The 22,532-nt window shown below is 52.4% G+C and carries 33 protein-coding genes; 6 read left to right on the top strand and 27 right to left on the bottom strand.

Going from position 1 to position 22,532, the window contains the following annotated elements; genetic code table 11:
- Window positions 1-101: 101 nt before the first annotated feature.
- Window positions 102-812 carry a hypothetical protein gene (locus NXS97_RS16180; protein WP_181901436.1) on the bottom strand — a complete coding sequence of 237 codons (711 nt, stop codon included), beginning with the start codon at window positions 810-812 and terminating at the stop codon, window positions 102-104.
- A gap of 70 nt (window positions 813-882) precedes the next feature.
- On the opposite strand from NXS97_RS16180, the gene NXS97_RS16175 reads away from it, so the two are divergent.
- On the top strand, window positions 883-1,131 hold the full coding sequence (locus NXS97_RS16175) for a hypothetical protein (protein ID WP_116220058.1): 249 nt from the start codon (window positions 883-885) through the stop codon (window positions 1,129-1,131).
- A gap of 196 nt (window positions 1,132-1,327) precedes the next feature.
- Here NXS97_RS16175 and NXS97_RS16170 read toward each other — a convergent pair whose 3' ends face one another.
- On the bottom strand, window positions 1,328-1,519 hold the full coding sequence (locus tag NXS97_RS16170) for a toxin-antitoxin system HicB family antitoxin (protein ID WP_029569169.1): 192 nt from the start codon (window positions 1,517-1,519) through the stop codon (window positions 1,328-1,330).
- Between the two features lie 138 nt (window positions 1,520-1,657).
- Between NXS97_RS16170 and NXS97_RS16165 the strand changes: the two genes are divergently transcribed.
- Entirely contained in the window at window positions 1,658-2,188 is a 531-nt protein-coding gene (locus NXS97_RS16165; protein ID WP_024471093.1) for a hypothetical protein, read from the top strand.
- 378 nt (window positions 2,189-2,566) lie between these two features.
- Here NXS97_RS16165 and NXS97_RS16160 read toward each other — a convergent pair whose 3' ends face one another.
- The 9 genes from NXS97_RS16160 to NXS97_RS16120 all read right to left on the bottom strand — a co-directional run bounded on the left by NXS97_RS16160 (window position 2,567) and on the right by NXS97_RS16120 (window position 9,629).
- A complete protein-coding gene (locus tag NXS97_RS16160; RefSeq protein WP_014604972.1) occupies window positions 2,567-2,788 on the bottom strand; it encodes an ogr/Delta-like zinc finger family protein in 222 nt (73 codons plus the stop codon).
- Window positions 2,789-2,861: 73 nt separating this feature from the next.
- Entirely contained in the window at window positions 2,862-4,019 is a 1,158-nt protein-coding gene (locus NXS97_RS16155; protein ID WP_116220059.1) for a contractile injection system protein, VgrG/Pvc8 family, read from the bottom strand.
- 1 nt (window position 4,020) lies between these two features.
- Window positions 4,021-4,524, bottom strand: coding sequence for a phage tail protein (locus NXS97_RS16150; RefSeq protein WP_116220060.1), 504 nt, complete (start codon window positions 4,522-4,524; stop codon window positions 4,021-4,023).
- A gap of 6 nt (window positions 4,525-4,530) precedes the next feature.
- Window positions 4,531-6,777, bottom strand: coding sequence for a phage tail tape measure protein (locus NXS97_RS16145; protein WP_116220061.1), 2,247 nt, complete (start codon window positions 6,775-6,777; stop codon window positions 4,531-4,533).
- Entirely contained in the window at window positions 6,770-6,892 is a 123-nt protein-coding gene (locus NXS97_RS16140; RefSeq protein ID WP_013027268.1) for a GpE family phage tail protein, read from the bottom strand. Before NXS97_RS16140 ends, NXS97_RS16145 begins: the two co-directional genes overlap by 8 nt.
- Before the next feature lie 32 nt (window positions 6,893-6,924).
- Window positions 6,925-7,221 carry a phage tail assembly protein gene (locus NXS97_RS16135; protein WP_013027270.1) on the bottom strand — a complete coding sequence of 99 codons (297 nt, stop codon included), beginning with the start codon at window positions 7,219-7,221 and terminating at the stop codon, window positions 6,925-6,927.
- A gap of 54 nt (window positions 7,222-7,275) precedes the next feature.
- On the bottom strand, window positions 7,276-7,788 hold the full coding sequence (locus tag NXS97_RS16130) for a phage major tail tube protein (RefSeq protein WP_013027271.1): 513 nt from the start codon (window positions 7,786-7,788) through the stop codon (window positions 7,276-7,278).
- 12 nt (window positions 7,789-7,800) lie between these two features.
- Window positions 7,801-8,970, bottom strand: a complete 1,170-nt coding sequence (locus NXS97_RS16125; protein ID WP_014594650.1) for a phage tail sheath protein — start codon at window positions 8,968-8,970, stop codon at window positions 7,801-7,803.
- An 80-nt stretch (window positions 8,971-9,050) separates the two neighbouring features.
- Complete coding sequence (locus tag NXS97_RS16120; protein WP_022623189.1) at window positions 9,051-9,629, bottom strand: recombinase family protein; 579 nt, start codon at window positions 9,627-9,629, stop codon at window positions 9,051-9,053.
- A 61-nt stretch (window positions 9,630-9,690) separates the two neighbouring features.
- Here NXS97_RS16120 and NXS97_RS16115 point away from each other — a divergent pair, with 61 nt between their 5' ends.
- From NXS97_RS16115 to NXS97_RS16100, 4 genes are all read left to right on the top strand, one after another.
- Window positions 9,691-10,332 (top strand): hypothetical protein, encoded by a 642-nt coding sequence (locus tag NXS97_RS16115; protein WP_146742120.1) that lies wholly within the window; start codon window positions 9,691-9,693, stop codon window positions 10,330-10,332.
- Entirely contained in the window at window positions 10,332-10,721 is a 390-nt protein-coding gene (locus NXS97_RS16110) for a tail fiber assembly protein (protein WP_110145139.1), read from the top strand. The genes NXS97_RS16115 and NXS97_RS16110 overlap by 1 nt, the downstream gene beginning before the upstream one ends.
- A 143-nt stretch (window positions 10,722-10,864) precedes the next feature.
- Window positions 10,865-11,278, top strand: coding sequence for a phage tail protein (locus tag NXS97_RS16105; RefSeq protein ID WP_116220062.1), 414 nt, complete (start codon window positions 10,865-10,867; stop codon window positions 11,276-11,278).
- Window positions 11,278-11,874, top strand: a complete 597-nt coding sequence (locus tag NXS97_RS16100) for a tail fiber assembly protein (RefSeq protein WP_116220063.1) — start codon at window positions 11,278-11,280, stop codon at window positions 11,872-11,874. Before NXS97_RS16105 ends, NXS97_RS16100 begins: the two co-directional genes overlap by 1 nt.
- Window positions 11,875-12,520: 646 nt before the next feature.
- On the opposite strand, the gene NXS97_RS16095 is transcribed toward NXS97_RS16100, so the two are convergent.
- From NXS97_RS16095 to NXS97_RS16020, 16 genes are all read right to left on the bottom strand, one after another.
- On the bottom strand, window positions 12,521-13,645 hold the full coding sequence (locus tag NXS97_RS16095) for a phage tail protein (RefSeq protein WP_116220064.1): 1,125 nt from the start codon (window positions 13,643-13,645) through the stop codon (window positions 12,521-12,523).
- The gene (locus NXS97_RS16090) at window positions 13,642-14,250 is read right to left on the bottom strand and encodes a phage tail protein I (RefSeq protein WP_014594654.1); all 609 of its coding nucleotides are present in this window, start codon (window positions 14,248-14,250) and stop codon (window positions 13,642-13,644) included. Before NXS97_RS16090 ends, NXS97_RS16095 begins: the two co-directional genes overlap by 4 nt.
- On the bottom strand, window positions 14,243-15,151 hold the full coding sequence (locus NXS97_RS16085; protein ID WP_014594655.1) for a baseplate assembly protein: 909 nt from the start codon (window positions 15,149-15,151) through the stop codon (window positions 14,243-14,245). Before NXS97_RS16085 ends, NXS97_RS16090 begins: the two co-directional genes overlap by 8 nt.
- Window positions 15,152-15,154: 3 nt before the next feature.
- On the bottom strand, window positions 15,155-15,505 hold the full coding sequence (locus NXS97_RS16080) for a GPW/gp25 family protein (RefSeq protein ID WP_013027278.1): 351 nt from the start codon (window positions 15,503-15,505) through the stop codon (window positions 15,155-15,157).
- Entirely contained in the window at window positions 15,502-16,086 is a 585-nt protein-coding gene (locus NXS97_RS16075; protein ID WP_013027279.1) for a phage baseplate assembly protein V, read from the bottom strand. Before NXS97_RS16075 ends, NXS97_RS16080 begins: the two co-directional genes overlap by 4 nt.
- 92 nt (window positions 16,087-16,178) lie before the next feature.
- Window positions 16,179-16,649 (bottom strand): phage tail protein, encoded by a 471-nt coding sequence (locus NXS97_RS16070; protein ID WP_014594656.1) that lies wholly within the window; start codon window positions 16,647-16,649, stop codon window positions 16,179-16,181.
- The gene (gene lysC / locus NXS97_RS16065; RefSeq protein WP_227008744.1) at window positions 16,579-16,854 is read right to left on the bottom strand and encodes an Rz1-like lysis system protein LysC; all 276 of its coding nucleotides are present in this window, start codon (window positions 16,852-16,854) and stop codon (window positions 16,579-16,581) included. The genes NXS97_RS16070 and lysC overlap by 71 nt, the downstream gene beginning before the upstream one ends.
- A complete protein-coding gene (gene lysB, locus NXS97_RS16060; RefSeq protein ID WP_015699480.1) occupies window positions 16,736-17,170 on the bottom strand; it encodes an Rz-like lysis system protein LysB in 435 nt (144 codons plus the stop codon). Before lysB ends, lysC begins: the two co-directional genes overlap by 119 nt.
- Window positions 17,167-17,676 (bottom strand): lysozyme, encoded by a 510-nt coding sequence (locus NXS97_RS16055; RefSeq protein WP_014594657.1) that lies wholly within the window; start codon window positions 17,674-17,676, stop codon window positions 17,167-17,169. The genes lysB and NXS97_RS16055 overlap by 4 nt, the downstream gene beginning before the upstream one ends.
- Window positions 17,660-17,884: an HP1 family phage holin gene (locus NXS97_RS16050; protein ID WP_014604962.1), complete on the bottom strand. Its 225-nt coding sequence runs from the start codon at window positions 17,882-17,884 to the stop codon at window positions 17,660-17,662. Before NXS97_RS16050 ends, NXS97_RS16055 begins: the two co-directional genes overlap by 17 nt.
- A gap of 5 nt (window positions 17,885-17,889) precedes the next feature.
- Complete coding sequence (locus tag NXS97_RS16045) at window positions 17,890-18,093, bottom strand: tail protein X (RefSeq protein ID WP_014604961.1); 204 nt, start codon at window positions 18,091-18,093, stop codon at window positions 17,890-17,892.
- Between the two features lie 692 nt (window positions 18,094-18,785).
- The gene (locus NXS97_RS16040; protein WP_227008678.1) at window positions 18,786-18,953 is read right to left on the bottom strand and encodes a hypothetical protein; all 168 of its coding nucleotides are present in this window, start codon (window positions 18,951-18,953) and stop codon (window positions 18,786-18,788) included.
- Between the two features lie 264 nt (window positions 18,954-19,217).
- Entirely contained in the window at window positions 19,218-21,281 is a 2,064-nt protein-coding gene (locus tag NXS97_RS16035) for a replication endonuclease (protein WP_116220065.1), read from the bottom strand.
- The gene (locus NXS97_RS16030) at window positions 21,278-21,505 is read right to left on the bottom strand and encodes a TraR/DksA C4-type zinc finger protein (protein ID WP_014594660.1); all 228 of its coding nucleotides are present in this window, start codon (window positions 21,503-21,505) and stop codon (window positions 21,278-21,280) included. The genes NXS97_RS16035 and NXS97_RS16030 overlap by 4 nt, the downstream gene beginning before the upstream one ends.
- Window positions 21,505-21,723: a DUF2732 family protein gene (locus NXS97_RS16025; protein ID WP_014604959.1), complete on the bottom strand. Its 219-nt coding sequence runs from the start codon at window positions 21,721-21,723 to the stop codon at window positions 21,505-21,507. Before NXS97_RS16025 ends, NXS97_RS16030 begins: the two co-directional genes overlap by 1 nt.
- Before the next feature lie 66 nt (window positions 21,724-21,789).
- A complete protein-coding gene (locus tag NXS97_RS16020) occupies window positions 21,790-22,158 on the bottom strand; it encodes a hypothetical protein (protein WP_116220066.1) in 369 nt (122 codons plus the stop codon).
- Between the last annotated feature and the right edge of the window lie 374 nt (window positions 22,159-22,532).

Raw genomic sequence — 22,532 nt, 5'->3', positions numbered from 1 at the left:
GTAAAACGTTACAAATCTTACAATGATATATGCTCCAACAAAACTAATTATAATTGGTACAAGATAAAAAAATGATTGAAGCAACCATAAAAAAAAACTCTTCATTTATTTAATATCTCATGCAATGCATCAGCTATTTTCTCTGGATTATTGTCACCAGAATTTATTTGATAGATAATTTTAGTCATGTAGGGTTCAATCGTATAATATAGCATTTCAAGATTTTCTTTGTATAGCAACTGATAATACTCTGGATCTTTGAACTTCAAATTATTCGCTGCTAAAGCCGATAGTTGAGCTTTTGAATATAAAGTCGTTCCGGTAATAAACCATGACGCAAATTTGTTAACCATGCTGATATGCGTTTCTTTAAAATCACCTGAGCTAACTATAAACTTTGTAATAGTTAGAGCTAAAGCCATTTTGCTAACTTTACTCGCAGCCTTGTTGGCAATTAAACCCATTTTTTGATGCAAGAATGAAGCAATCTCGTCTGTTTTGTTGTTGTCAATCTTATTGAGAGTTTTCTTAAAATATATTGATACCATATCAGCAGCAACATCCTGTCTGCGGTAAATCTCCCCTACAGCCAAGAGGAGGCGCTCATCCTCTCTTATCATATCCCTACAAGTGCTACGGTAATACTCGTCAGGCACTAAGCATGAACCGTAGTTTATAAGGCGCTGCCCGCCCGTTTTGACTCCATTAATAGTTGAAATCAAGTTATCATGAACACTCCTGAGAGAATTTGTGAGCGATATAGCCAGTTGCTTTTTTGACTGCATCTGTAGCTGAAAATAGCTTTGTGACATTCTATGCGCCTTTGTTGTATCATCCATTCATTATGATTGATCAACAACCCCGCGTAGGGCAAGGCTCAAGATGAGTAAAAAAAGAAAAGTGCTGATTTATGCTATTACGATTATTACTTACTTTTTGGTTATTCCCGAGATCATTCTGCGTACACTCTCTTCTGAGCATCTTTCGTGGTTAGGCTTTATGACTAGCTTCGGTGGCCTTATAAACCCGCTATTGTCAGTCATGATTTTTATGGGTGTTTTATCTATCGTTCTGGCTATCGCCACGATATATATCGCACGCAAATTTTTTCATTTGCGTTCACGTAATTAAAATCGCCATGATAAGCATCGTATCTCCAAACGACTGCTTTGATGGCTTATTAATAAATTTTCGTTTGTAAAAAACATACATATACTTGTACCACTACCACGAATGGAACAATATGCATGTAAAATATAATGACTAAAAAACGTCACATTGTAAACCTAACTTGATAATAATTAACTAATTTATATACAAATTAATCTCACCCCTTCGGCTCAATTCCCCTTGCCTTTAATGCCTCCCTCGCCAGATTCTTCAACCAGTTTGCCAGACTAATTCCTTCTTCAGTTGCAACAGCATCGAGCTGTTTTTTCAAGGCGGGATCAATGCGCATTTGAAATTGTGGGGACTTGCCTCGACCTTTTGGTTTTTTTTCACGCATTATGATTGACATGTATTGACCTATTCCCTCATTTTAATCCTTTAAAAGACCACACTAACATGAGGCCTTTTATGAGAGCAACGCCCCGGCAGTGATGCAACACATACCGGAGCGTCTAACCACAACGTTCACTCTTTAGGAAACAACGCTATGGCTAACACCGATAGTAACACAACCGCTCATCATCAAATCGTGGACATTCAGCCAGTTATCGGATCTGCGATCTCAAACCTCTTGAAAACGCCGCTCGGCACCACGCACGATCTCTTTCAGGTGCTGGATACGTGCGTGCGCTATGTCGATGCCCTGGTGGAATGTAACGATATTGTAGATCGCATGGCGCTGTGCGGTCGTCTGCTGGCTGCACTAGAAGTCTTGAAAGTTCTGTTAGACAAGCCACTGCCAGAACACCTGATTAAACGCCTCACGCTGGAGAAAGGTGATGACAAAGCCTGTCGCACCAAGGATTTGATAGACTCGGAAGAGATGCGGCAATATTGCAGCGCGTTAACGTTAGTATTGCTGAATCAGCAGGCCCCGGCAGACTTGCAAAAACATATCACAGGCTTGTTATTCCAGATGGTTAACATCATGGCTGATGACTTAACCGCGCCTCGCTTTGTGCGAACAGAGTCGGGGCTGGTGATGATTGAGAGCAAATTTACACATATCGTTCACTGATTTTGGACCCTTCCCTTCTTCCGCAGGGAAGAAGGGAATTCGCATGCAAAATTTAAAATATCACTGTTGACTCACACTCAGTGCCAAAATGCTTTATAACCCTGAGTTTCTTCTGCCGAAAATACCGCCACGATTCATCTCCATTCACTGGACATATATTTTGTCGTGCTGACACTTCTGAAATCTTTTCATTCCCGTACAGTTATTGCCATTGTCCCCAAGGGTCCGCGCGCCCTCCCCGCCGTACAGTTATTAACAGAACTCCCAGAGGGCGCTGTCGCCCCCTTAAACGTCAACGGCTCGCTGGCCTTCAGCCTCATCTCTCAGCGATCCTATCCAGGCCGCAGCCATAAAAAAACCCGCTTTCGCGGGTTGGGCTTACAGCAGCTGCGGTGAGGGGTTATTGCTGCCTTTTGCCATCATCGGCACCGTATTGATCTGCGCCGGTTCGACGATAATCCCGGACACGCTCTCCAGGGTTTTAAAGGTACAACTGCAGTTAATGTTCTGGCACTGGTGATAACGTTCTTTCGTCTCTTTCGAAACGTAGCGACTGCTTTTCGTATGGGCGGCGGTCTGACATTTTGGGCAATGCATCATGGTGGTTCTCCTCTCTGGCATACGACAACATTAGCCAAAGACTAAACAAAAAGCAACTTAAATTAGACTTAATCTAATCAACCTGTTTTTCCACTAAGACGTAATCCACGTTTTCAACCATCAGCTCCAGGTTCAACAAGGTGGTAAATCCACTTTTATCGAGGGTATGCACGATATTGGTAATCAGCCATTTTTGATTATCGATGACCGATTTAAAGCCCTGGGCTTTGACCGGCGTTTCAGGAATCAGCTTTGCAGCGCCCAGTGCCAGTAGGATCTTCAACGTAGCCCGGTTGCGTTGCAGTTCCTGCCACTTCGCTTTAGCCGCCTCCTCTGCTTCCTCCTGGCTACTGAAATGCGTATTCAGTACGAACAGCTTCTTATTGCTGCCAAAAACATAGGTTTTTCCCGGGTCTTGTTGCCCGATTGTGGGGATATTTTTGGCCGCCGGATGGACAGGGTTCACCGCCGGTGTTGCTGGCGGTATCGTGTTGACGGTTATCCCTTTCTGCTGCGCCTTTTTCTGATCGTACCATTTTGCTTCAACGCCACTGTAATCGTCGCGCTTAAACAATTTGTACTCATACTTATCGCCATCCTGTCGGTTCAGATTCAGAAGTGGAATCGGCTGTCCGCTCACGGTCACGCCCTTCCCGGGGGCAAAGAACAGCAGCGTCTTATCTTTTATTGCCGCCACCGCGCCAACCAGCATAGCCAGCCGGGTAATGAACGTGCCGTCCGTTTCCTGCGTCTGATCGATATGCTTAATCTTTTTTTTGGCTATCTCCGGCCGCACGTCGGAGGTAAGTCCGTTACGTTTTGCGATTTTCTCCACAACCTCGCCAACCGTCATGTCTGGATACGAATCAGTGATTTTAACATCGAGCGAACCGCTAAAATCGGCGCTTCGGGCGACCACCGTTATCGTGTCCGGCGCGCCCTGGTAGGTGACCTGATCAATGATGTAGGAGCCTTTATCTGCAAGCGGCTGCCCCTTCCAGCCTATCTCTAAGACTATTTTCGCGCCAAAGGGCGGCATGACCAACTGGCCGTCACTGTCGTCGAGTACCAGGTCCAGCTGATCGACCTCCAGGCCGCGGTTGTCCGTCAACTTCAGAGAAATCAGCCGTGGGCGAATATCTTCCGTTTTATCTTTCGTCTCAATTTTGATAGTAAAGTCCGGCGTAGGCGCGACGCGCAGGGGCACTGGAATCGGGACGATATCGCTCATCTCAGCGCCCTCCATTCAGCGCAGAGGTGGCGCTTTTGATAACAGAGCCGACCCGTTGCGCTGCGTCGCTGGCCCGGTTTTGCAGTTCTTCCGCCTGCCTTTTTAAGTCCCCGAACATACTGGTTAGTGAATCGTCTACCCGCAGCAGGTTGAGGGTAAAGCCTATCTTGCGCGCGCTGCCGTCGCTGTAGAACTCCGTATGCGTGGCCGAGAAATCCGTCACAACAAACATGCCGTAAATAATGCCATTGCCGCCAATCAGCGGCCACGCCAGCCCTTCATCGGCCATGGCCTTCAGCGCCAGCAGCGTGACATTGCCGCCGGTGATTTCAGGCCGGAGCTCGCCAGACAGCTTGATTTTATCGTCGCCGCCGCCCAAAAACTGGGTCGACTCACGACGCCCCACGCGGCTGTTTTTTGCCCAGCGATAGGTAATGTCATGCTGTAAATTGTCGAAGGGAAGGGTTTGCCGTACAAACGGCATCATGCCTAATATCATCATCATGGTTAATTAATCCAGACTAAACATGGAGTTATAGCTATGGTCAGACGTGGACCATAGCGATGCAGTGGAATACTGCGCAACGGCCTGTCCAATCGCCTGAGGCTCACCTGTCGCATAGATATTGTTGGTGACCGTGTGCTGACGGTTATCCACGTTTGAATTGTTAACCGAGGGCAAAGGCTGATTGAGCGTGCTGTTCAGGCTGGCGCGCGATGCGGCCGGACGGGCATCCGCGTTATCCTCATCCTCTTCATCCTGCTCACGCATTTTGGGCGGAGGCAGCTTGTCTTTCACCTTGTCAGATTTCTCATCGATGATGCCAAGCTTGCCCAGCACCCAGTCAATGCCGCCTCGCAGCTGATTCAGGGCTTCACCGGGTAATTTGAGTGCCGTCGCCAGCATATTGCCGAAGCGCTGTCCCATCTCACCTGCCGAGGCCAGTTCCTGTTGAGAAAACTTCACGGGTTCCAGCAGCTTTGAGAACCAGGCTCCCAGCTCGGACACTTTATTGCTGAACCACTCAAATACCGGCTTCAGCGGCGCGAACGCGTCGCTTATCGGCCCCATCGCCGCACTGAAGCCCTGAGCGATGCCGCTGATAAAGGCGCTAATCGGTTCCCAGTACTGATAAACCAGCATGGCCCCCGCCGCGATAGCGGCACCAAGCACCACCACCGGCAGCGTGATCGCTCCCAGCGTGGCCGTAATGGCGCCGCCGATGATGGCAAATGCACCGCCCAGCAGCTCCACGCCCGCCATAATGGTGCTCAGCCCGCTAATGACCGGCCAGGCAATGTTCCCGACGCTGGCCAGGGAATCCACCAAGGTCAGCCCACCGGCCGCCAGCGTCAGCAGGCTGTCAGAAAGTTGAGGATTGATATTCATGACGCCGGTCAGAACGGACTGAACGGATAAGCCGTCCTGACTGATAGCTTGCAGGTTAGTATCCACAGAGGCATCTGCTGCAGGCGGCTGGGCAGCGGGCGCCTGAGAGAGCTGATCCAGCCGGCCACTGGCCGCGCCCTTCATCAATGCTGCGGCAGGTGCGGCGCCCTGTTCACCAAATATTGCCTGCAGATAAGTGGCCTGCTGGGCAGCGTCGAGCTTGTTTTTCTCAAACGCCGCCTGCACCTGGCTGAGCACCGCGAAAATGGGCTGACTGTTGCCCTGGTCGTCAGCGGTTTGCACATTCAACGCTTTAAGCGCGCTGTCTGCGCTGGCATCAGGCGCCTGAACGTGCGTTAACATCGCACTGGCGCCGGCGCCTGCCTGGCTGCCCGTTATACCGTTTTCCGCCAGCACGCCCATCATGGCCGCAGTCTGGCCAACGCTTACACCGGCGTCCTTCGCGGCTGGCCCTACGGCGACCATCGCCGTCTTAAGTGCGGCAAAATCGGTTGTTTTATTGGCAAAGGTCGATGAGAGCACGTCGCCTAACTGACCAACCTGGTCATCTGCAATGCCGAACGCGTTTTTAATATTGAGCACCAAAGACGCGCTTTCTTGCATGCTACGTTGCGTCGCGTTTGCAAGGTTAGCTACTGCCGGTGCTGCAGCTTTTGCCTCACCCGATGAGCCACCCGATTGCGTAATCGCCGCGCGGGCTTGCACAACCTCATTTGCAGGTGACAGATAATCGATAACTTTGCGACCCTTCTCGACAAAGTCTTTGGCTTTCGAACTGGCGCTTTGTACGTTATCTGCCAGCGCCATGCCCGCACGGTAACGTTCACGGGTGCGGTTGAGTTTGTCCTGACGCTGATTTAGCAGATTCATGGACTCACCCTGCGCATTGAGGGTGGATGTCGTGCGCTCTGTTTGTTGATTTAGCTTCTGGCGCTCGCTGCTCAACCGGCGCGTGGAAATTCCCGCCTCGTTCAGGGACTGGCGCTGATCCTGTACTGACTGACGCAGTTGAAGGTTTTTTTGCTGCAGCGCGTTAGCCGACTGACGCAGCTTATCCAGCGCCTGGGTTTGTTCCGCGGTAGGGTTTTGAGTGTTTTTAAGTTGAATGGCAAGTGCCGCTGCTTCTGCCCGGGTATTTTTAAGATTTTGTTGGGTCAGCGTCAGTTCTTTGCGGGTTTCACGGAACCCTTCAATCTGCGCGGATTTGGCATTGAGCTCGTCCAGGCGATCCTGCGTTTCCTGGATATCCGCAGACAGCTTTTCGGTTTCTTTACGTACGGCATTGAACGGGCGCGTAGCCCGATCAACCGCTTCCAGCAGCACTTGCAGCTTGAGCGTGTTACTCATCTGAGGTTACTCCACTGCGGATCATCACTCTATGCCGCCAGTCGAGTAACTCTTCCAGCGACATGGGATACATTTCTGAGGGTGGCCAGTGAAAAACGCTGGCAATATCGGCCATCAGGTCATTGACCGTCAGATCGCGGGGCCAGCTTACGCGGCCGATTTCGCTGACAAAAAACCAATCACCTTGCCGCCCAGGGCAATCAGGTCAACCGGGTCCAGTGCATTGCACTCTGCTTTGGTCAGCGATGGCATGGTGATGCGGGGCAGCACCATCAACAGGGCATCCACATCGGACGAGGCCAGGTCAGCCAGCCGCACACCGCGCAGCGCGCCGGCGGTCGGTTTGACCAGCTCAACCTGGGCGATCACCACATCACCACGTGAAATCGGGCTTTCCAGCACCACCAGGTTTTCTTTCAGTTCTGGCTTATCAAGCTGTTCCATTTTTTCTCCATCCCAATCAAGAGAGGCCAGCGCTGGACGCGCCGGCCGTTGTTATTACACCAGGCCGAGGTTTTTACGGCGCTGTTCCAGACGATCGACGCCGTTGACCTTCTCCACCATGTTGACGGTGTCGATTTCAATCAGCTCTTTGCCATTCCAGGTCAGTTTGAAATAGGTGTTTTTACTGGTGATTTTGGTTTCGGTGTTTTCGCCCTGTTTGGCTTCACCGAAGTCAAAGGACTGGTGCTTACCGCGTACTTCGATTTCCACGGCGATTTCTTCGCCGGTGTCATCACGCTGATAAGAACCGGTGAAACGCAACGGTACGTTCGCCATCGCGCCCCACTGGCTTAATACCAGCTCATCCATCCCGCCCAGCGTCCACTCCATATCGAGTGCCGCATCGTCCAGGCCGTTATCAATGAATGCCGCACCGTTCATACCGCCGGCGCGGTAGGTATCCAGCTTGCGTGACAGCTTCGGCAGCGTAACTGCGGTGACGATGCCCTGATAGCTGTTTGAATCGTTGAAGAGGTTCAACCCCTTGAGTTTACGTGGCAGTGCCATTTATCCGGCTCCTTAGCTGTTTACGGATGCGGCGAAGTTCGCCAGATAGGTATCGGTGATGCGCTGACGCAGGGTCAGATCTTCCAGCGGCGGCACCGGCGTGTAGTCGTAATCGATAAACAGTTTGCCCGCTTTCAGGCTCTCTTTATCGTTGGCGCTTTCGTCGTACCAGCAGTTGGCGCCTAGCAGGTAGCCGGCACTGACCAGCTCACGGAACTTGGCATTGATACCGGCGATGATTTCGCGTACCAGTACTGGCGTCAGCGGTTTGTCGTTGGCCCACATGTGCGCTTCCGCCATGGTATCGGCCAGCACCTGTGCTGAACGGGTGTAGTTTTCAAAGGCAAAAAGTGGATCGTCACTGCAGGTGCGGTTGCCCCAGAAACGGAAACCGTCCTTGCGAATCAGCGTGGTCACACACTTTTCGTTCAGCAGATCGGCATCGGTGCCGGTCTGTTGCAGATCCCAGAAAACATCTGCAGAGATACCCGTCACGCCATTGACGCCCACGTTAGACAGGGTTTTATGCCAGCCGGTGTCGTTGTCAATTTTGGCGCGCAGGCCCAGCGCACGTGCGGTGGCATAAGCCATTTCAGATTTATTGGTTGCCGTATTCCAGGCAATAAAATCTGGCCAGATCACCATCAGCTCGCGCTGGCTGAAGTTTTCGCGGTACTTCATGGCGTCAGAGATGGTTTTGCTGTTCCAGGCAGAGACGTAGGCAAAGCCACGCAGCTGCTGGGCAATGCTGGCCAGCGCTGTCGCCACTTCCAGCGAATCCAGACCCGGCACGCCAAGAATGCGCGGTTTAACACCCAGCTGCGTTTGCGCGCTGAGCAGCGCCTTCATGCCGGTGTATTTACCGTTCGCATCCGTCGAGCCAATCAGGTTAGAGGTGGTTTCAGCCTGGCTCGCGCCTTCTGCTACGCGAACCACGACGGTTACCGGCTTCGCCTGGTCAGCAATCGCCTGCAGCGCGGCTGCTAACGTGCCTTTGGTGCCGGCTTTACCGATAGCTGCCTGCACGTTGGTCAGCAGAACAGGTGTATTAAGAGGAAATGCCGTTGCATCAGCATCTTCTGCGGTGCAGATCATGCCAACAATGGCGGTTGAAACTGTTGAAATGGTGCGTGTACCGTCATTGACTTCGACGACGCGGACACCGTGATGAAAATCAGACATCTGTAGCACTCCGTGTTGTGGGTGTGCTCAGAGTGTCAGGTCAGTGAAAAGGATGCATGCGATTGCGGTTTGCTGATCGTTCAGTAAGAAGAACCGCGTAAATGGTGCTGTTTTGGCGCTGGAATATAACGATAAATGGTTTTGGTTGAAACATCTAATACGAGTGCAACCTGATGAAGCGTGGCGCCATTCGCCATCATCCGTTCCGCTCTGGCAACGACTTCCGGCGTCATAATGCGCCGGCGGCCACCAATGCGTCCTTTCTCACGCGCAGCGGTCAGGCCGGCACGCGTTCGCTCGACAATCAATTCGCGCTCCATCTCCGCCAGTGCGCCCATCACATGAAAGAAAAAACGGCCCATCGGTGTGCTGGTATCGATGCTGTCCGTGAGGCTACGAAAGTTTACCCCGCGTTCGCGCAGCTCCTCGGTGAGCATGACCAGGTGACGCATGCTGCGGCCCAGTCGATCGAGCTTCCATACCACCAAAGTATCGCCCTCTTTTAACGTCCGCAGCGCCCGCTTTAAACCAGGCCGTTCACTGGTCTTACCGCTGATTTTATCCTCAAAAATCTGTTCACAATTTGCGCTCTGCAGCGCATTCCGTTGCAAATCGGTGTTTTGGTCATTTGTTGACACCCTGACATAGCCAATCAGCATCGTTTTTCCTCCGGTAAAAGGTGAGGAGTTTGCCATTGTGCAGGTGAGGCGGGCCAGGGGTTTGTTTCATCAAAACCTCGGTTTGACTGAACGGTTTTCGGGGCGTTTTATAAGCCAACAAATATTTTCCCTACCCGGCACGGTGAACTACAAACCCACGTCTGGCACCAAACGAATCAAAATCACGCTCACTGGCGGCGGCGCTCGTGGTTACGGCTTTCTAGGCTGGGGTTCAAATTATAGATCCCGGGGTGCGGGTGGTGGTGCGGGCGCGACGGCTATCGCATGGCTGGATATTGACGACACTAAAACCTATACAGGTGTCGTCGGACGTGGAGGGGACGATACCTCTTCGGCTACAAGCAGCACCTTTAATGGGATTATTACAGCAGCCAATGGCGGCACACCGGCAATGGGCTCAGATGGAGGTCGAGGAGGAATAGCAGTTGGCGGCGACATTAATATCCAGGGTGGGGACGGTAGTGATGCGCCAGGCGTTATATCTGACAACAATAATGTCTACCGCGGCGGCTCGGGTGATGGTGGCGTGAGTTATTGGGGCGGTGCTATTCGTAGCGTGGAAGGCGCAGCGCTCAGCCGTCAAATGTCTTTCGGTACGGGCGGTGGGGGCAGCATTCGCGAAAATCCCTTTATTGGAAATTTTGGATCTCACGGTGTGATTTATGTTGAGGAGTATTCTTAATGAAAACCTATGTTCGTCTTGAAGAAGAACGCGTTGCGGAAATTATTTCACTTAGCATAGAGCCTAAAGAACTCTATCACCCATCGCTGATATGGATGGATATCAGCACAATGGATCAACAGCCTAACGTGAATGATATCTGGCGCGATGGTGTTTTTTCCGCGCCGATTACTAAAGCGGAAGAAAGCATTTTTATTGCAAGCAGCCGACTGAATACTGAAATGGATCTGGCCAGCCGGACGATAGCACCGTTGCAGGATGCTGTTGATATTGGTATCGCAACTAACACTGAAATCATACATCTGGATGAATGGAAACGTTACCGTGTTGCGCTGAGTCGAATTGATCTCAGTAAAACGCCAGATATTGAATGGCCAATACAACCATAATGACTAAAGCCCGCTATTGCGGGCTTTAGTCATTATGGCATCCGTAGCTTTGCTTATGTAGAAACCTGAATCATCGTATAAACCTCGGTTTGGGAGAAGGTGCTCCACTCATCGGTTCTCCTTTTGCATGGCCGCATTCAAAAATGCCCAATGAGCTGTTTGCATCAATGGCTGGAATGGTTTTTGTCAAAGCTAATGGTGCTTCATTCTCCAGTACAACCTACCCTAAACTGGCTGTACTTTATCCAGGGTTGAAATTGCCGGACTTACGCGGCGAATTTATTCGTGGTTGGGATGATGGTCGAGGTGTGGATAGCTCGCGCAACTTGCTTTCATCCCAAGAAGATATGTTTAAGTCCCATAACCACAGATTTGTAAACGAATATGGTACACCTACGGACCGGATAATCGCATACACGGATGAAAATAACGAAAACGCTGAGGCAAATAATGTAAGTGGTTTACGGGCCTGGACGTACATTTTCATGGAGAAAACTGGTGGCAATGAAACCAGACCACGCAATATTGCATTCAATTATATTTTGAGGGCTGCGTAATGTTAAAAGCTCAGTTAGATAAAGATTTCGTCGCTATTAAAGCTGGGGAAATTAGCGTTTGTAATTATGATGGTGTTTCACGTGAATACCTTTCAACCATCACTGAAATTCTTGCTAAAGGAGTAGGCCTTCCTGCTAATTCGTGTATCGATGCTCCTTTAGAGAAAAAAGAGGGCATGGTGGTTTGTAGAACTAAAGACCTTTCTGCGTGGGAGTATATCAACGATCATCGTGGTGAAACTGTTTATGACATTGAAACAGCAAAGCCATTTATTATAACTGAATTGGGTGATTATCCGACCAATACCACTTCAATAGTTCCAGCTTCAGACTTCTGTAAATGGGATGGTGAGAAGTGGGTTGAGGATATATTGCTTAAACGTGAGGCCGATAAAATAAGTGCAGAGAAATATCGAGAAGAGATTTTGAATGGCATTGATAAAATAATATCGGACTGGAAGATTGAACTTTTACTTGGGGATATAAGCGATAGTGACAAGGAAAGACTTTCAGCATGGATGATGTATAAAGCTTCAGTTAGAGCCGTCGATGTATCGACAGCACCTGAAGTGTTATGGCCGCAAAAACCGGAATAATTTCAGTTTTTCTTTGGAATGACAGATAGCGAAGGTCGCTATCTGTTAAATCACTTTATTTAGAATCGTCCCTTCATTATCTGGAGAGGTAAATATAGCGATCGATTCTCTTTTTAAATTATTTAGACTCCACATATACAAGAATCTCTCTCCATTATAAATTTATATTTTCCAAGGGGGGTTCCCCGACTCGAAAACCTGGCTACCTTATATCAATAAATAATATATCTTTTTCAAAATATAAACTGGCTAGGGTTTTCCCTATAAAAAGGTTGACCTCCTTATTTCATAGGGCGGGGCGATTAAAATTAGCCATAAATAAATGCCAGAGGCATTAAATTTATTTACCCCAGCAATTTTTTCGACATCAATCTAAGCATCAAAAGATGGTATATGCTAGTAGCCGTCGATACTTCGGCGGCTACTGAATTCGCATATGCCATCCAAGCTAATAATTTCGCTTTACCATCGTTAATGTCACAAAACAAAAGTACAATCTTTCAGTTCGAGATAGTGCCATTGATGATTTTCAAAACATCTTTTCAATGCCCCCAGATATCTTACATTAAGGTTTAATATTTCCACCAGTTACTCATACAGCCTGTGCTGTCTCAATCAGAATGCTGAAGCAGGAGTGAATAAGTCATTACTTAGCCCTAACTATATAATTGAATGCTAAGTTACGTGGTCTGACACTTATACCTTTCGATATTCCAGATTTTATAGTGGTAATAATGGTTGCATTCAAACCATTGTCTGAGATCGCGCCTTCATAATTATTTGGATTAGTTCCATCTGGCATTTTGAAATCATATTGCTGCATATCAAATAATGAATCTTCATTTTTGAATCCTAAACCGACTACACCATTCGCCCCCGTTGCGTCTTGGTTATAGTAATCAAGCATCGCGGTTCTTAGGGTCGTTGACTGCTGCGATGTTAAAATTCCTCTGCTGATATCGACACCACGCCCAGCATCCCAACCACGAATAAACTCCCCACGCAAATCCGGTAATCTAAGCGATGGATAAGCTTTCGCCAGCAGCGGGAAATCAGTTGCACTAAAAGCGTCACCATTACAGGTTAACCAGCCTGATGGTGGTATTTCAGACGGCCACGGAACAGGCACCCCAACCGGCAAAGCGGAGCCTTCTCCCAAACCGAGGTTTTTAAGAACCTCCGCCACCAGCCCCGCGTCTTTAATTTCTGCCAGCGCTTTAGCCGTTTGCAGATACTGACTATGGGGATTGGCCGCATCAACGTGCTTCTTCATCACATCGTCGGTGTAGGCTTTCACCTCGATGACTTTGTCATCTACATACTGGCGCGTGGCGAGCACAACCGAAGGGTCAATTTTTAACGTGACGGCACTGGTGCTGTTCACGATCAGGATCATGCGCACGGTCTGAGTACGACCGCTGCCCTCCTGCAGTTGCGGCTTGTAGGTTTCCGCGCAGTTCGCGACGGCAATCAGCACGCCGTCGGCGTCATACAGGCCAATCTCACGGATCCAGAAGCCGCCTTCGCCTTCAGGGATAATCTGTTCAGCGATAATCTGGCTGCTGTTCGCGGCATCCACCTTCAGCGAATTCAGCGCGGCACGGCGCTTTTCGCCCACCAGTTTGGTCTGCGCAGGATCGGGCGTAGGCAAAACACCGCCGCCGTCACCCACCGCCATCTGGGTAATCTGCAGTTGGGTTCCCAGGGCCGCGGCATTGGCCAGCTTTGCCGCGCCCTGATTGGTCAGTAGGGCAAAATATTTCGTTGTCATGCTCTCACTTCCGTCAGGTCAATAAGATGGACCGCTGCGCCGGTGTAACCGGAACCGCCTGCGGTGATAACTTCAGGTGTATAGGGGTAAACAGTAAGCTCATCGCCACTGTAACTGGCGGCCGCAACAGGAACGGTGCCGGTGCTGTCCAGGTTGATGGATAACCCAGTCAGGTGGCGACTCACCGGCTTGGCATCGGCAATCAGCCGCTCCAGCTCGTTGTACATCGCTTCGGTAATACCGGTTTCCAGTACGCCGACATCAAGGCGAAAGGTGCCGGGCGCTTCATTGGTTTGCCACCATTCCTTAATGCGAATCAGGTAGCCCAGTGGCTCCACCACACGGCGCAGAGAGCCAATCGTCCCTTTGTGTTTATGGATATATTCCGATGCAGCAACCACGCTGCGTTTCGTGCTTTCGCTCCAGCCCGAATCCCAACGATCCACCGACCAGGCCCAGGCCAGGTAAGGCAGTAGCTCCACCGGACAGGTCTGCGAATTCCATAACTGGCGCAAAGGAACAGGAATGGATTCCAGCGCTGCGCAGGCTTCAGCCGCGGCAACTTCCAGGGCTGATGAACCCGTTGGCAGCAGGCGTTTACTCATCGGAACCTCCTACCGTGATCTGGTAGCCGGTGCAGAACGCCGCCTGGGTTTTATCCAGCACCACATCGGCCACCGGCTGGGCCAGTTCGACGCGCTGTACACCTTCTACATGTAGCGCGGCATACAGCGCAGACTTGCGAATATCGCGGCCTAAACGAGCCTGGGTGTTGACAAATGCCTTGAGCTTCGCCTCGGATGCGGCACGGATGGGCTCCGCCTCGGGACCGGGATACAAATACAGCGTGGCGTCAACGCGGTAATCCACAATCTGAGCCGACTGGACGGTAACCCGGTCAGCAACCGGACGGACATCTTCGTCATTTAGCGCGGCATTCACGATCGCCAGCAGGTCGCTGCCCGCCGCACCGTTGCCTTCGCGGGACAGCACGGTAATCGTGACGCTGGCGGGAGAGGGACTGATAGCCGAAGCATCGGCTACGCGGCCATCGGCGCTGCGAGCATGAAATTCGTAAGCACCGGACGGCCCCGCAACACTCAGCCCTTCAAACGCGGCGGCAATGCGGGCACGGAAGTCTTCATCCCGCTCCATTACCGCCTCAACGGGCGGCGTAGCGCTGGTATCCGCCGGCGTCAGCACCAGCCGCGTCACGCCGTTGTTGGCGCCCAGTTGATCCAGATCGCTGCCGCTGGCCCAGGCCACCATCACCGCCTTGGCCGCCTCGTTGATGCGCTGACGCAGAATGACTTCCCGGTAGGCGTTCTCCTGCAGGAGTTTCACCAGCGGGTCGGACTCCAGCGCCAGAACCCGGGCAACCGATGCCTGCTCGTCTGCAGGATAGAGCGAAATCAAAGTGGCTTTGCGTTCGGCAAGCAGCGTTTCATAGTCCAGCGTTTCCACCACGTTTGGCGCAGGCAGCTGGCTCAGGTCGATAGTAGGCATGATTCAACTCACAGGGACGGTTAACGAAAAATCCTGCGCGGTGTCCGCACGGTTGCCGGTGATTTCCACCACCATCCCGCCGTCAAACGCAGATTCAAAATTAATGGCAGTCAGGCTGATGCGCGGCTCCCACTGCAGGATCGCCATATAACAGGCTGACATGATTTGCAGGCGCAACCTGTCGTTCTGCGGCTGGTCGATTAGCGCCGACAACAGTGAACCGTAGTTACGGCGCATCACCCGCGATCCCAGCGGCGTCGTCAGAATGTCACGGACGGACTGGCGGATATGCTCCAGCTCAACGAGGGTTACGCCTGTTTCGCGGCTCATGCCGGTGTAGCGTGCTGTTGTCATAATGGTGCTCCTGTGGTGCCACCGCTGTCGCCCGGATGCTGGTGCGTATGCAGCACTTTGCCATTGGAGGCGAAGCTGCCGCCGCTGTGCGACACATCGCCCTTCATGGTGCCGCCCTGGGTCACTTCCAGCGTGGCGGTTTTCAGTAACGTGGTGCACTCCACTTCTGGCGTATCCAGCAGGATTTTGACAGCCGCCTTGATCGTCGCCGTCTGAATCCCTTCGGCTTTCAGCGCGCCGGTTGCAGGCTCGTATTCAATGACCGCACCATCGGGAAAAGAGTAGTGCAGCGCATCGGCAGAGGCCGAGGGCGCCGGGCTGGCGTCAGAGAACACGCCGGGTAACACGAAGCCGCTGTTCAGCTCACCGCCCAGGCTTATGATCAGCACCTGCTCGCCTGGCGACGGCGCATTCCATGAACGGGTTCTTCCCGCCCGGGCACTTAGCCAGTGCAGCCAGTCAGTGGTGTTATCGCCGGTTTTTACCCGGCAGGTTCCCGCCTCCAGATTGATGGCGGCAACGGTGCCAATGCGGACCATGTTGCGCAGCAAGCGCTTGATTTCTAATATTTGCTCGTTCATGGCATTAGTTTCTCGTTGCAGGAGAAAAGCGGCAATCGAATGCCGTTTACCCAGGGATGGCTAAACAGCGCGTCAGCGAATAAGGGTTATCGCTATGTTTTCCATTCGCTGACCAGCTTGCCTTTGATGTACAACTGCCAGGGGCGCTCAACATTTTCCGGCATAGCCGGTTCTGGCAGATGCGTGATGTGTAATGCGCCGTTCTGCTGCTCAACCCAGACGCGTTCGGTCAGTTGCAGAGTGATATTCACCTTACTGCGCCCATCGCCGGTTGCCTCAAGGGTGAAGGTAAAGCCGGTGCGACGTTTCTCATCCGAAACCATGATGTCGGGCTGGTTTTCCCGGAGCCATGTCAGCAGGGGAACCATGATCAGATCGATATCCTCTGCGTAGTCAGTAATCGTGACGGCCAGCTGGAAGTGGTATTCAAACGACAGCGAGCTGGCCAGCGTGGAAACCAGGTTTCCGGACTGAATCGCTATCGTCAGGTTGTCAGGATTTTGCTGAAGCAGCGGAACGCTGTTTATCAGCACCTGGCGTAGTTGGGTCGCTTTCAACATCATGCTGCTCCTGGCACGCTTTAATCATCTCAATCTGCAACCCGCACGATGCGAGCGCAGCCTCTAACTGGCGGTTATCCGCCGCCAAATCACCCTGCGTCTGCAGGTTGTTTTCCGGAATGGGGCAACTTGTCACGCGTGGACAACCAGTCCAGATAATCTCGGGCATTGCTGAAGGCCGGACGGCTGTGCAGCCGGATAACGTCAGCAGGCAAAGCAGCAGCGCTCCAGGCACGTAAAGCGGGATTGGCATCGGTTTCTCTTCTGATAATGGTTTCACGATGGAGCGCCTGCGCGCTGGCCTGGTTCTGAAGCAGCCGCAGCGCCGCCTCGCGTTTTCGGCTAGCCTGGATATCCGCATCGAGTTGGGCCAGCGCCTTGTCCCGGCTGCTGACGTCAGCCGTCAGCGTACTCACCCTGCGCTGTGCCTCATCCCGTTGATGAGTCATCACGCTAAGGCGCCAGCCGGTTAAGCCCAGGGCAATAAGCAAAATGGCGATCGCCAGTGCAACCAGTCGCATCATGCCGCTCCTTTTAAACACCACGCCATTTCGCGCTGGCGACGGTTATCCAGGCCCGGGTTGTAGGTGCCTTTGACATATACCCAGCGCTTAAGCTGCAGGCAGGCATCGTGCCAGCGGCCGCTGTTGATCAATCCCGCCAGGGTTGATTGACAGGCGGCGTGCACGCCAACGTTAAAACCGAATGACACCACCGCGTCATAAACCTGGTACGGCATTTCACGTGGCATGCACTGGTCGATCCCGCGTTCAACGCGCATCACGTCGTAAACCAGGTTTACCGCGGCCTGACGCTCGTTCACCACACTGGTCGGGGTAACACCTTGCGTGTGACCAATGCCGTTGGTCCAGACGCCGGCGCTGCACTGATAGGGCGAGGTGCGGCAACCTTCTGCATCGGCAATCAGCTTCAGGCCGGCTTCAGAGGTTTTCAGCATGTTGATTTGCGGTAGCAACGCGGCCAGGGCCAGTACGGCCGCCACGGCGCAACGTTTAGCGGTCTGGCTCAAAGTTAAGCCCCTGTAAGTTGCGCTGCTGTAGCTCGTAAGTTTTGCGACGGTAGTGCCAGTTGATAAAAAACGTCGCAACGTTGGTGCACATGGTCAAAACGGCGACGCCAGAGCCAACCATAAAGGCGATATCCTGCGGTGTGTGACGTCCAAACCACATCAGGACGATCCCGATGAGGTAATTAATCAGAGAACTGATTTTTTCCATTGGCGCTAATCCCACAGATTGAGGGTTTCACCCGTGGCCGCCTGAGGCAGCTCCGGTAACACCACTCTGCATCCGTGCGGTAATGTTGGGCCTTGTTCTGCCAGGCCAGGATTGGCGGCATAAACCTGTTCAACCGCCTGCTGCGTGCGTCCGTAGTAACGCCAGCAGATCTCATCAACGGTTTCTTCCTGTTGTGCGTAAATCAGCATTGATTGGCCCCTTATGAGCGTAAAAGCCATGGTCGAGTAGGCGATAAGTTGAGAACATCCGCTGTCGTGGTGACAGGCAATAAAGGCCCCGTTGGCCAACAGAAATCGGTTCAGAGAATTGCACCGTCGGGCCACCAAACCGCCCTGAAGCCGAATCCGGATAACCCGGATACGCGATGTGCATTGGCCTTCGCGCAGAGCGATCCAGAGATTGCTGTGCCTGCCGCTTGTCAGAAGTAGTGTGTGCCTCAGCAGGCGCTTGCTCAACGCAAGGCCGTCCGCTCAAGGCTGGGCGGGCAGAGGCTTACACCCTGAATGCGGGCGCCGATGGAAGGGTCGCGAAAGCGCTGGGATGACGTGAGCGTATTTGCTTTCACAGCGACGACCGGGAGAGGTCGTAAGCCAGCAACAGGAAAGGGGCAGTAACCAAAAGATTGCCGCGAACGCTGACAGGAAAGCGGCCGGGATAACGTTATTCAGTAAAGGTGGGGGAAGACTACGCCTGGCGAACAGGGGTTGCTGCAAACGCCTGCAGGCAGCAGATGCCCGGCGTTTTCGGTCGGTCATGACGCAATGTCAGCGATAAAACGCACTGGCGCGGTTTTGCTGTTGCCCGCGCCTGAACCCTCTCATCCGTTAAGATGGCTCAGGCAACGGACAACCGTCCTGATGTCACAGTGAATGCGTCGCCATCATGATTTTTTTAAAGGCGTCGCCGCAAAGACAACAGAAAAGTGGTTATCGGAAAGGGTGTAGTTCGCAGCGATTTCAGCGATCAAATTTAACGCGATTTCCCTGTCACGCTCCCGGCAGGCTCCTTCACTGGTAAGCCTGGCGATAAGTTCGACGCGTTCAAGCATGACTCGCTCATGTAATTCATTTCCCACAATTCCCTCCCCCAAATAAATACTGTACATACATACAGTATCATAGCATTCGTTAACTGTGGAAGCGTTTTAAGATAGTTCGTAAAAAATTATATCATGTTGATAGGCATCAACTTTTGTTGTACTGCCTGCCAGACAGGTGAAGGCACACTTACGCCAGAAGCGTAAGAAAAATCAATAGATTTTCTTCATTTACCCATCCAAAACAGCAGGTTTTCACTCCGTCTTTTCGTCACGTCAGGGCGAAAAAGAAATCCTCACCGTTGGCTGGGCTGCAGGAGAAGCATCGCCTCTGTCGTAGCCTGAAACAGGGCCAGGAATGCGTAAAGGCGAAGCCCGGCAGATAAACCTGGAAGCCCTTTCGCCTTCGTGACCTCTGCGCCACGGATCTGTGCGCAGATCGTCAGAGACCTCACTTCTGGCATAAAAACGGCTTACGGGGTCCGTACAGTTATTAACAGAACTCCAAGACAACGAAGCGGACTGGCTTTTTTCGTCGCCCGCATCTTCAGCACGTTTGGGCACCAGCTTCCATAGCTTTAACCGCGTCAGGACTGGCGTATCAGCACCAACGGCAGTGGCGTAAACGCCTTTAATTGACTGGATTTCCTCACCAAATGCATTACAGTTTTCCGCGGGCTGGTACCAGGTGCGCACCGCAAGCGCGTCGCGTTTAACGAACGGGCCGCCCTGGGCATTGATGTAGTCGGCCCATTGACCGGCATCTGCCGCATCGTGCACCGCGGCGAATTCCACGCTCAGGCCATGCGCGGTTTCGGTGTCCGCCATACGGCGAAGTTCGCGATAAACTGTTACGGGCGCACCTCCAATAAACTGAAACTGGCGGATGTGCCAGCGTGCTGCCCATGCCGACACCGCCATCGCCGTCTCTCTTAGCGGTTTACCGCTCTCGTTATCCCGCTCGCCCTCTAGCGCATAGCCGTCAATGTTTTTAGAAACATATTTGGCAACATAGCCGGTCGCGCTGCCTTTCGCCGGATCGATCGCTTCGACGTGAAAACGGGCTTTACGTGCCTTTGCGCTGTTCAGTTCCTCACTGTCCTGCTGGCAGGCGTAATGGCGCAGGATCTCGTCTACGCGGTTAACGTCTTCAGGGCGCATAAACATCAGCAGATGCCAGTGGGGCGTGCCATCATGATGCGGCTCCGCAACCCGTAAACCAAAAATGCTGATCTTTTCACGATGCAGTTTGGCCCGCACTTTTTGCCAGAGTGAGCAGAGATAGTGCTGTGTTTCAGCCGGGCTGGCCCCCGTCCATTTAGCGTTACGGTGACCACTCTGCAAGGTCGCGTGATAGCGTGACGGCGCGGTTAACGTGTAGAAGCAGGCCCGAAAGCCCATATCCTGACAGATGGTTTCGAAGCCACGAATACGCGTCATCAGTTCAGCACGACGAATAGCCGGATTGGCTACGCTGCCGTCGTATTTTTCAATCAGGCTGATGCGGTTGCCCTCTTCATCCTCCAGATCCATTCCCTGGAGGAAATCACGGGTACGTCGGCGTTGCTCACGCCATTCCGCTACGGCCATAAGGCTGGCATAAGGGGAATGCGTTTTATTGACGTTCGCCAGGGCGATATGCAGATGTTCACGCCAGAAGGCACTGATACGACGCAGCTGGCCTTTCCACCATTTTTCCGCCTGCATACGCAGAATGGCCGAGGTCACCGCTTCAGGGCAGAATACGCGGGCGCTGACGGTTTCCCATAAAGGCGGCGTCTGACCCAGCTCACGGGTGATCACCGCCGCGGTCATATACAGTCTGTGGGTATAACGGTAGTCCGTATCGGTTTGGGCGTGAGTGTGCAGTTGCACCAGCTCCGCGTGAATAAAATGCGCGATATCCCCTGCCAGCACATCAGTGTCGGCACGGGACATATCCGCAAGGCGGTTAAAGCGTTTCATCAGTTCCCACAGCGTGCCGGCGGCTCTGGCTGCCCCCTGCGGGCAGGACATGCTGCGGGTCAGCTGTGCGACAACGCCCGTGCGCATATCATGCAGTTGATAACGTCGATTAACAGCGTCAACACGTGGCAATGTGCGCTCAACAAAGGTTTTTGCTAAGTAGGCATTGGCCCGGGCTGTTCCCTGCTGCTGTTCCAGACTGGCAAGACGACGCTTCACGTCCATCTGGACAATGCTGGGCTGGGCACGAAGAATTTTCTGTCCGTGCAACCACGCCGCAATCTGTCGATGACGGTGCTGCTGCTGGTCATGGGTCAGATACGGGCTGGCTATCGCCAGCCGCGGGGCATTCCACGGGTAAGCGAACGACATCATCGCGTATTCCCGTAGTGAAGACGTGCTCTCAGCTCGCTCAACTCCTGACAGGAGAGGCAGCGGGTCACGCCCTGCAGCGCACGACGGCGCGCTTCAGGAATCGGTGCGTCGCACTCTTCACAGAGCGAGGCGCCGATCGCCACAGGACGTTGCGTAACCTGCGCGATATTTTGCGCCAGGATTTCCTCGCTGCGCTGCTGCGCAATATCGATTGCATCTGCCATTAGCGCATCTCACCTGATTCGTTTTCATAACGCTCAGCTTCAGATCGCAACAGCTCTGCTGCTTCGATGCCGTTTAGCGTCTGCCGCGTAATGTGCGCTGCCATCGCACTCAGCCGCTTCGCCACGGCCAGCGCACAGGCTTTACGCTCATTATCGAGCAGTTTATTGAGGGTAAAGGCCATGGCGTCGTTCATTGGATGTGTCTCGGTATTCATCATTTCTCTCCAGATTTTGGGCAAAGGCATGCCCGACGGGTTTACGTCATCACTTCAGGGGTGATTTATTTATTCAGGCAGAAAGCAGTCAGCCGTTGAGAACTGACGCGGCAACATGTTTCCCCAGCGGGCCAGCTTATTCATTGCTAAAATGATGTGCTCACGGCGCGCCTGGTCAAAAAACCGGAAAGGCCTGCCAATGTCTTCCAGCCTGAACATGCCCGGGCAGTCGCGGTTAGCCAGGGTTAATACGCAAAATTTAAAGTCATCATTTTGACGATTAAAATAGCGAAGTGATGGGTTTCGATTGTGATCGCGCAGCAAGCGCCAGTGCTGTCGAAACGCATCAAACGTCATTTTTTCGCTGTGGCAGTCTTGCTCTGCGGTGAAACGTGGCCCGGCAGATGACTGACTGATGACCTGGACGGTGCGGTTCATAGGCTCCTCCGATAAACGTTGCAGCGGGTTTTGACGAATCAATACCCTCATTGTTATTACAGTGACGTTTTACTGGCGGCGGATTCGCGCCTGTCTCATCCATGACGCTCGTTAAGCATTAAGCGAAACGGCAGGTGCGCAGACGGTTTCCCCCCAGATTGCCCCGGACAGGGCGCGTTGCTACGCCAGCCGCGGCCTGAGAGCGCTTTCGACCCTGAAAGCGCGCTTTTACGCGCCTCTCCACGTGCGCTGACTGCATTAGCCCTGCATCTCATTGCGACAATAAGGTTCTGGCTTGATGATTGTAAAAATGAGCCTCATCAGGCAAAATCCTGAGTTATCAGATAAAGCCGCACCCTGTTGCATCATTCAAA

Origin of the sequence: Pantoea sp. B623, assembly GCF_024814475.1 — a bacterium.
Taxonomy (GTDB): Bacteria; Pseudomonadota; Gammaproteobacteria; order Enterobacterales; family Enterobacteriaceae; genus Pantoea; species Pantoea ananatis.
Note: the sequence above shows the minus strand (reverse complement) of the source record. Positions and strands in the feature narration are given on the sequence as shown.

Bases quoted from the DNA above. Each gene is read 5' to 3' on its own strand.
- NXS97_RS16180 (WP_181901436.1), bottom strand. From the start codon at position 812: ATGTCACAAAGCTATTTTCAGCTACAGATGCAGTCAAAAAAGCAACTG.
- NXS97_RS16160 (WP_014604972.1), bottom strand. From the start codon at position 2,788: ATGATGCATTGCCCAAAATGTCAGACCGCCGCCCATACGAAAAGCAGT.
- NXS97_RS16145 (WP_116220061.1), bottom strand. From the start codon at position 6,777: ATGAGTAACACGCTCAAGCTGCAAGTGCTGCTGGAAGCGGTTGATCGG.
- NXS97_RS16075 (WP_013027279.1), bottom strand. From the start codon at position 16,086: ATGAACGAGCAAATATTAGAAATCAAGCGCTTGCTGCGCAACATGGTC.
- NXS97_RS16105 (WP_116220062.1), top strand. From the start codon at position 10,865: ATGCCCAATGAGCTGTTTGCATCAATGGCTGGAATGGTTTTTGTCAAA.
- NXS97_RS16125 (WP_014594650.1), bottom strand. From the start codon at position 8,970: ATGTCTGATTTTCATCACGGTGTCCGCGTCGTCGAAGTCAATGACGGT.
- NXS97_RS16025 (WP_014604959.1), bottom strand. From the start codon at position 21,723: ATGATGAATACCGAGACACATCCAATGAACGACGCCATGGCCTTTACC.
- NXS97_RS16135 (WP_013027270.1), bottom strand. From the start codon at position 7,221: ATGGAACAGCTTGATAAGCCAGAACTGAAAGAAAACCTGGTGGTGCTG.
- NXS97_RS16150 (WP_116220060.1), bottom strand. From the start codon at position 4,524: ATGATGATGATATTAGGCATGATGCCGTTTGTACGGCAAACCCTTCCC.
- lysB (WP_015699480.1), bottom strand. From the start codon at position 17,170: ATGATGCGACTGGTTGCACTGGCGATCGCCATTTTGCTTATTGCCCTG.
- NXS97_RS16140 (WP_013027268.1), bottom strand. From the start codon at position 6,892: ATGGCCGATATTGCCAGCGTTTTTCACTGGCCACCCTCAGAAATGTAT.
- NXS97_RS16085 (WP_014594655.1), bottom strand. From the start codon at position 15,151: ATGCCTACTATCGACCTGAGCCAGCTGCCTGCGCCAAACGTGGTGGAA.
- NXS97_RS16170 (WP_029569169.1), bottom strand. From the start codon at position 1,519: ATGTCAATCATAATGCGTGAAAAAAAACCAAAAGGTCGAGGCAAGTCC.
- NXS97_RS16080 (WP_013027278.1), bottom strand. From the start codon at position 15,505: ATGACAACAGCACGCTACACCGGCATGAGCCGCGAAACAGGCGTAACC.
- NXS97_RS16165 (WP_024471093.1), top strand. From the start codon at position 1,658: ATGGCTAACACCGATAGTAACACAACCGCTCATCATCAAATCGTGGAC.
- NXS97_RS16100 (WP_116220063.1), top strand. From the start codon at position 11,278: ATGTTAAAAGCTCAGTTAGATAAAGATTTCGTCGCTATTAAAGCTGGG.
- NXS97_RS16045 (WP_014604961.1), bottom strand. From the start codon at position 18,093: ATGCTGATTTACGCACAACAGGAAGAAACCGTTGATGAGATCTGCTGG.
- NXS97_RS16130 (WP_013027271.1), bottom strand. From the start codon at position 7,788: ATGGCACTGCCACGTAAACTCAAGGGGTTGAACCTCTTCAACGATTCA.
- NXS97_RS16020 (WP_116220066.1), bottom strand. From the start codon at position 22,158: ATGAACCGCACCGTCCAGGTCATCAGTCAGTCATCTGCCGGGCCACGT.
- NXS97_RS16155 (WP_116220059.1), bottom strand. From the start codon at position 4,019: ATGAGCGATATCGTCCCGATTCCAGTGCCCCTGCGCGTCGCGCCTACG.
- NXS97_RS16030 (WP_014594660.1), bottom strand. From the start codon at position 21,505: ATGGCAGATGCAATCGATATTGCGCAGCAGCGCAGCGAGGAAATCCTG.
- NXS97_RS16070 (WP_014594656.1), bottom strand. From the start codon at position 16,649: ATGATGTTGAAAGCGACCCAACTACGCCAGGTGCTGATAAACAGCGTT.
- NXS97_RS16095 (WP_116220064.1), bottom strand. From the start codon at position 13,645: ATGACAACGAAATATTTTGCCCTACTGACCAATCAGGGCGCGGCAAAG.
- NXS97_RS16110 (WP_110145139.1), top strand. From the start codon at position 10,332: ATGAAAACCTATGTTCGTCTTGAAGAAGAACGCGTTGCGGAAATTATT.
- NXS97_RS16040 (WP_227008678.1), bottom strand. From the start codon at position 18,953: ATGCTTGAACGCGTCGAACTTATCGCCAGGCTTACCAGTGAAGGAGCC.
- NXS97_RS16035 (WP_116220065.1), bottom strand. From the start codon at position 21,281: ATGATGTCGTTCGCTTACCCGTGGAATGCCCCGCGGCTGGCGATAGCC.
- NXS97_RS16090 (WP_014594654.1), bottom strand. From the start codon at position 14,250: ATGAGTAAACGCCTGCTGCCAACGGGTTCATCAGCCCTGGAAGTTGCC.
- NXS97_RS16175 (WP_116220058.1), top strand. From the start codon at position 883: ATGAGTAAAAAAAGAAAAGTGCTGATTTATGCTATTACGATTATTACT.
- NXS97_RS16120 (WP_022623189.1), bottom strand. From the start codon at position 9,629: ATGCTGATTGGCTATGTCAGGGTGTCAACAAATGACCAAAACACCGAT.
- NXS97_RS16050 (WP_014604962.1), bottom strand. From the start codon at position 17,884: ATGGAAAAAATCAGTTCTCTGATTAATTACCTCATCGGGATCGTCCTG.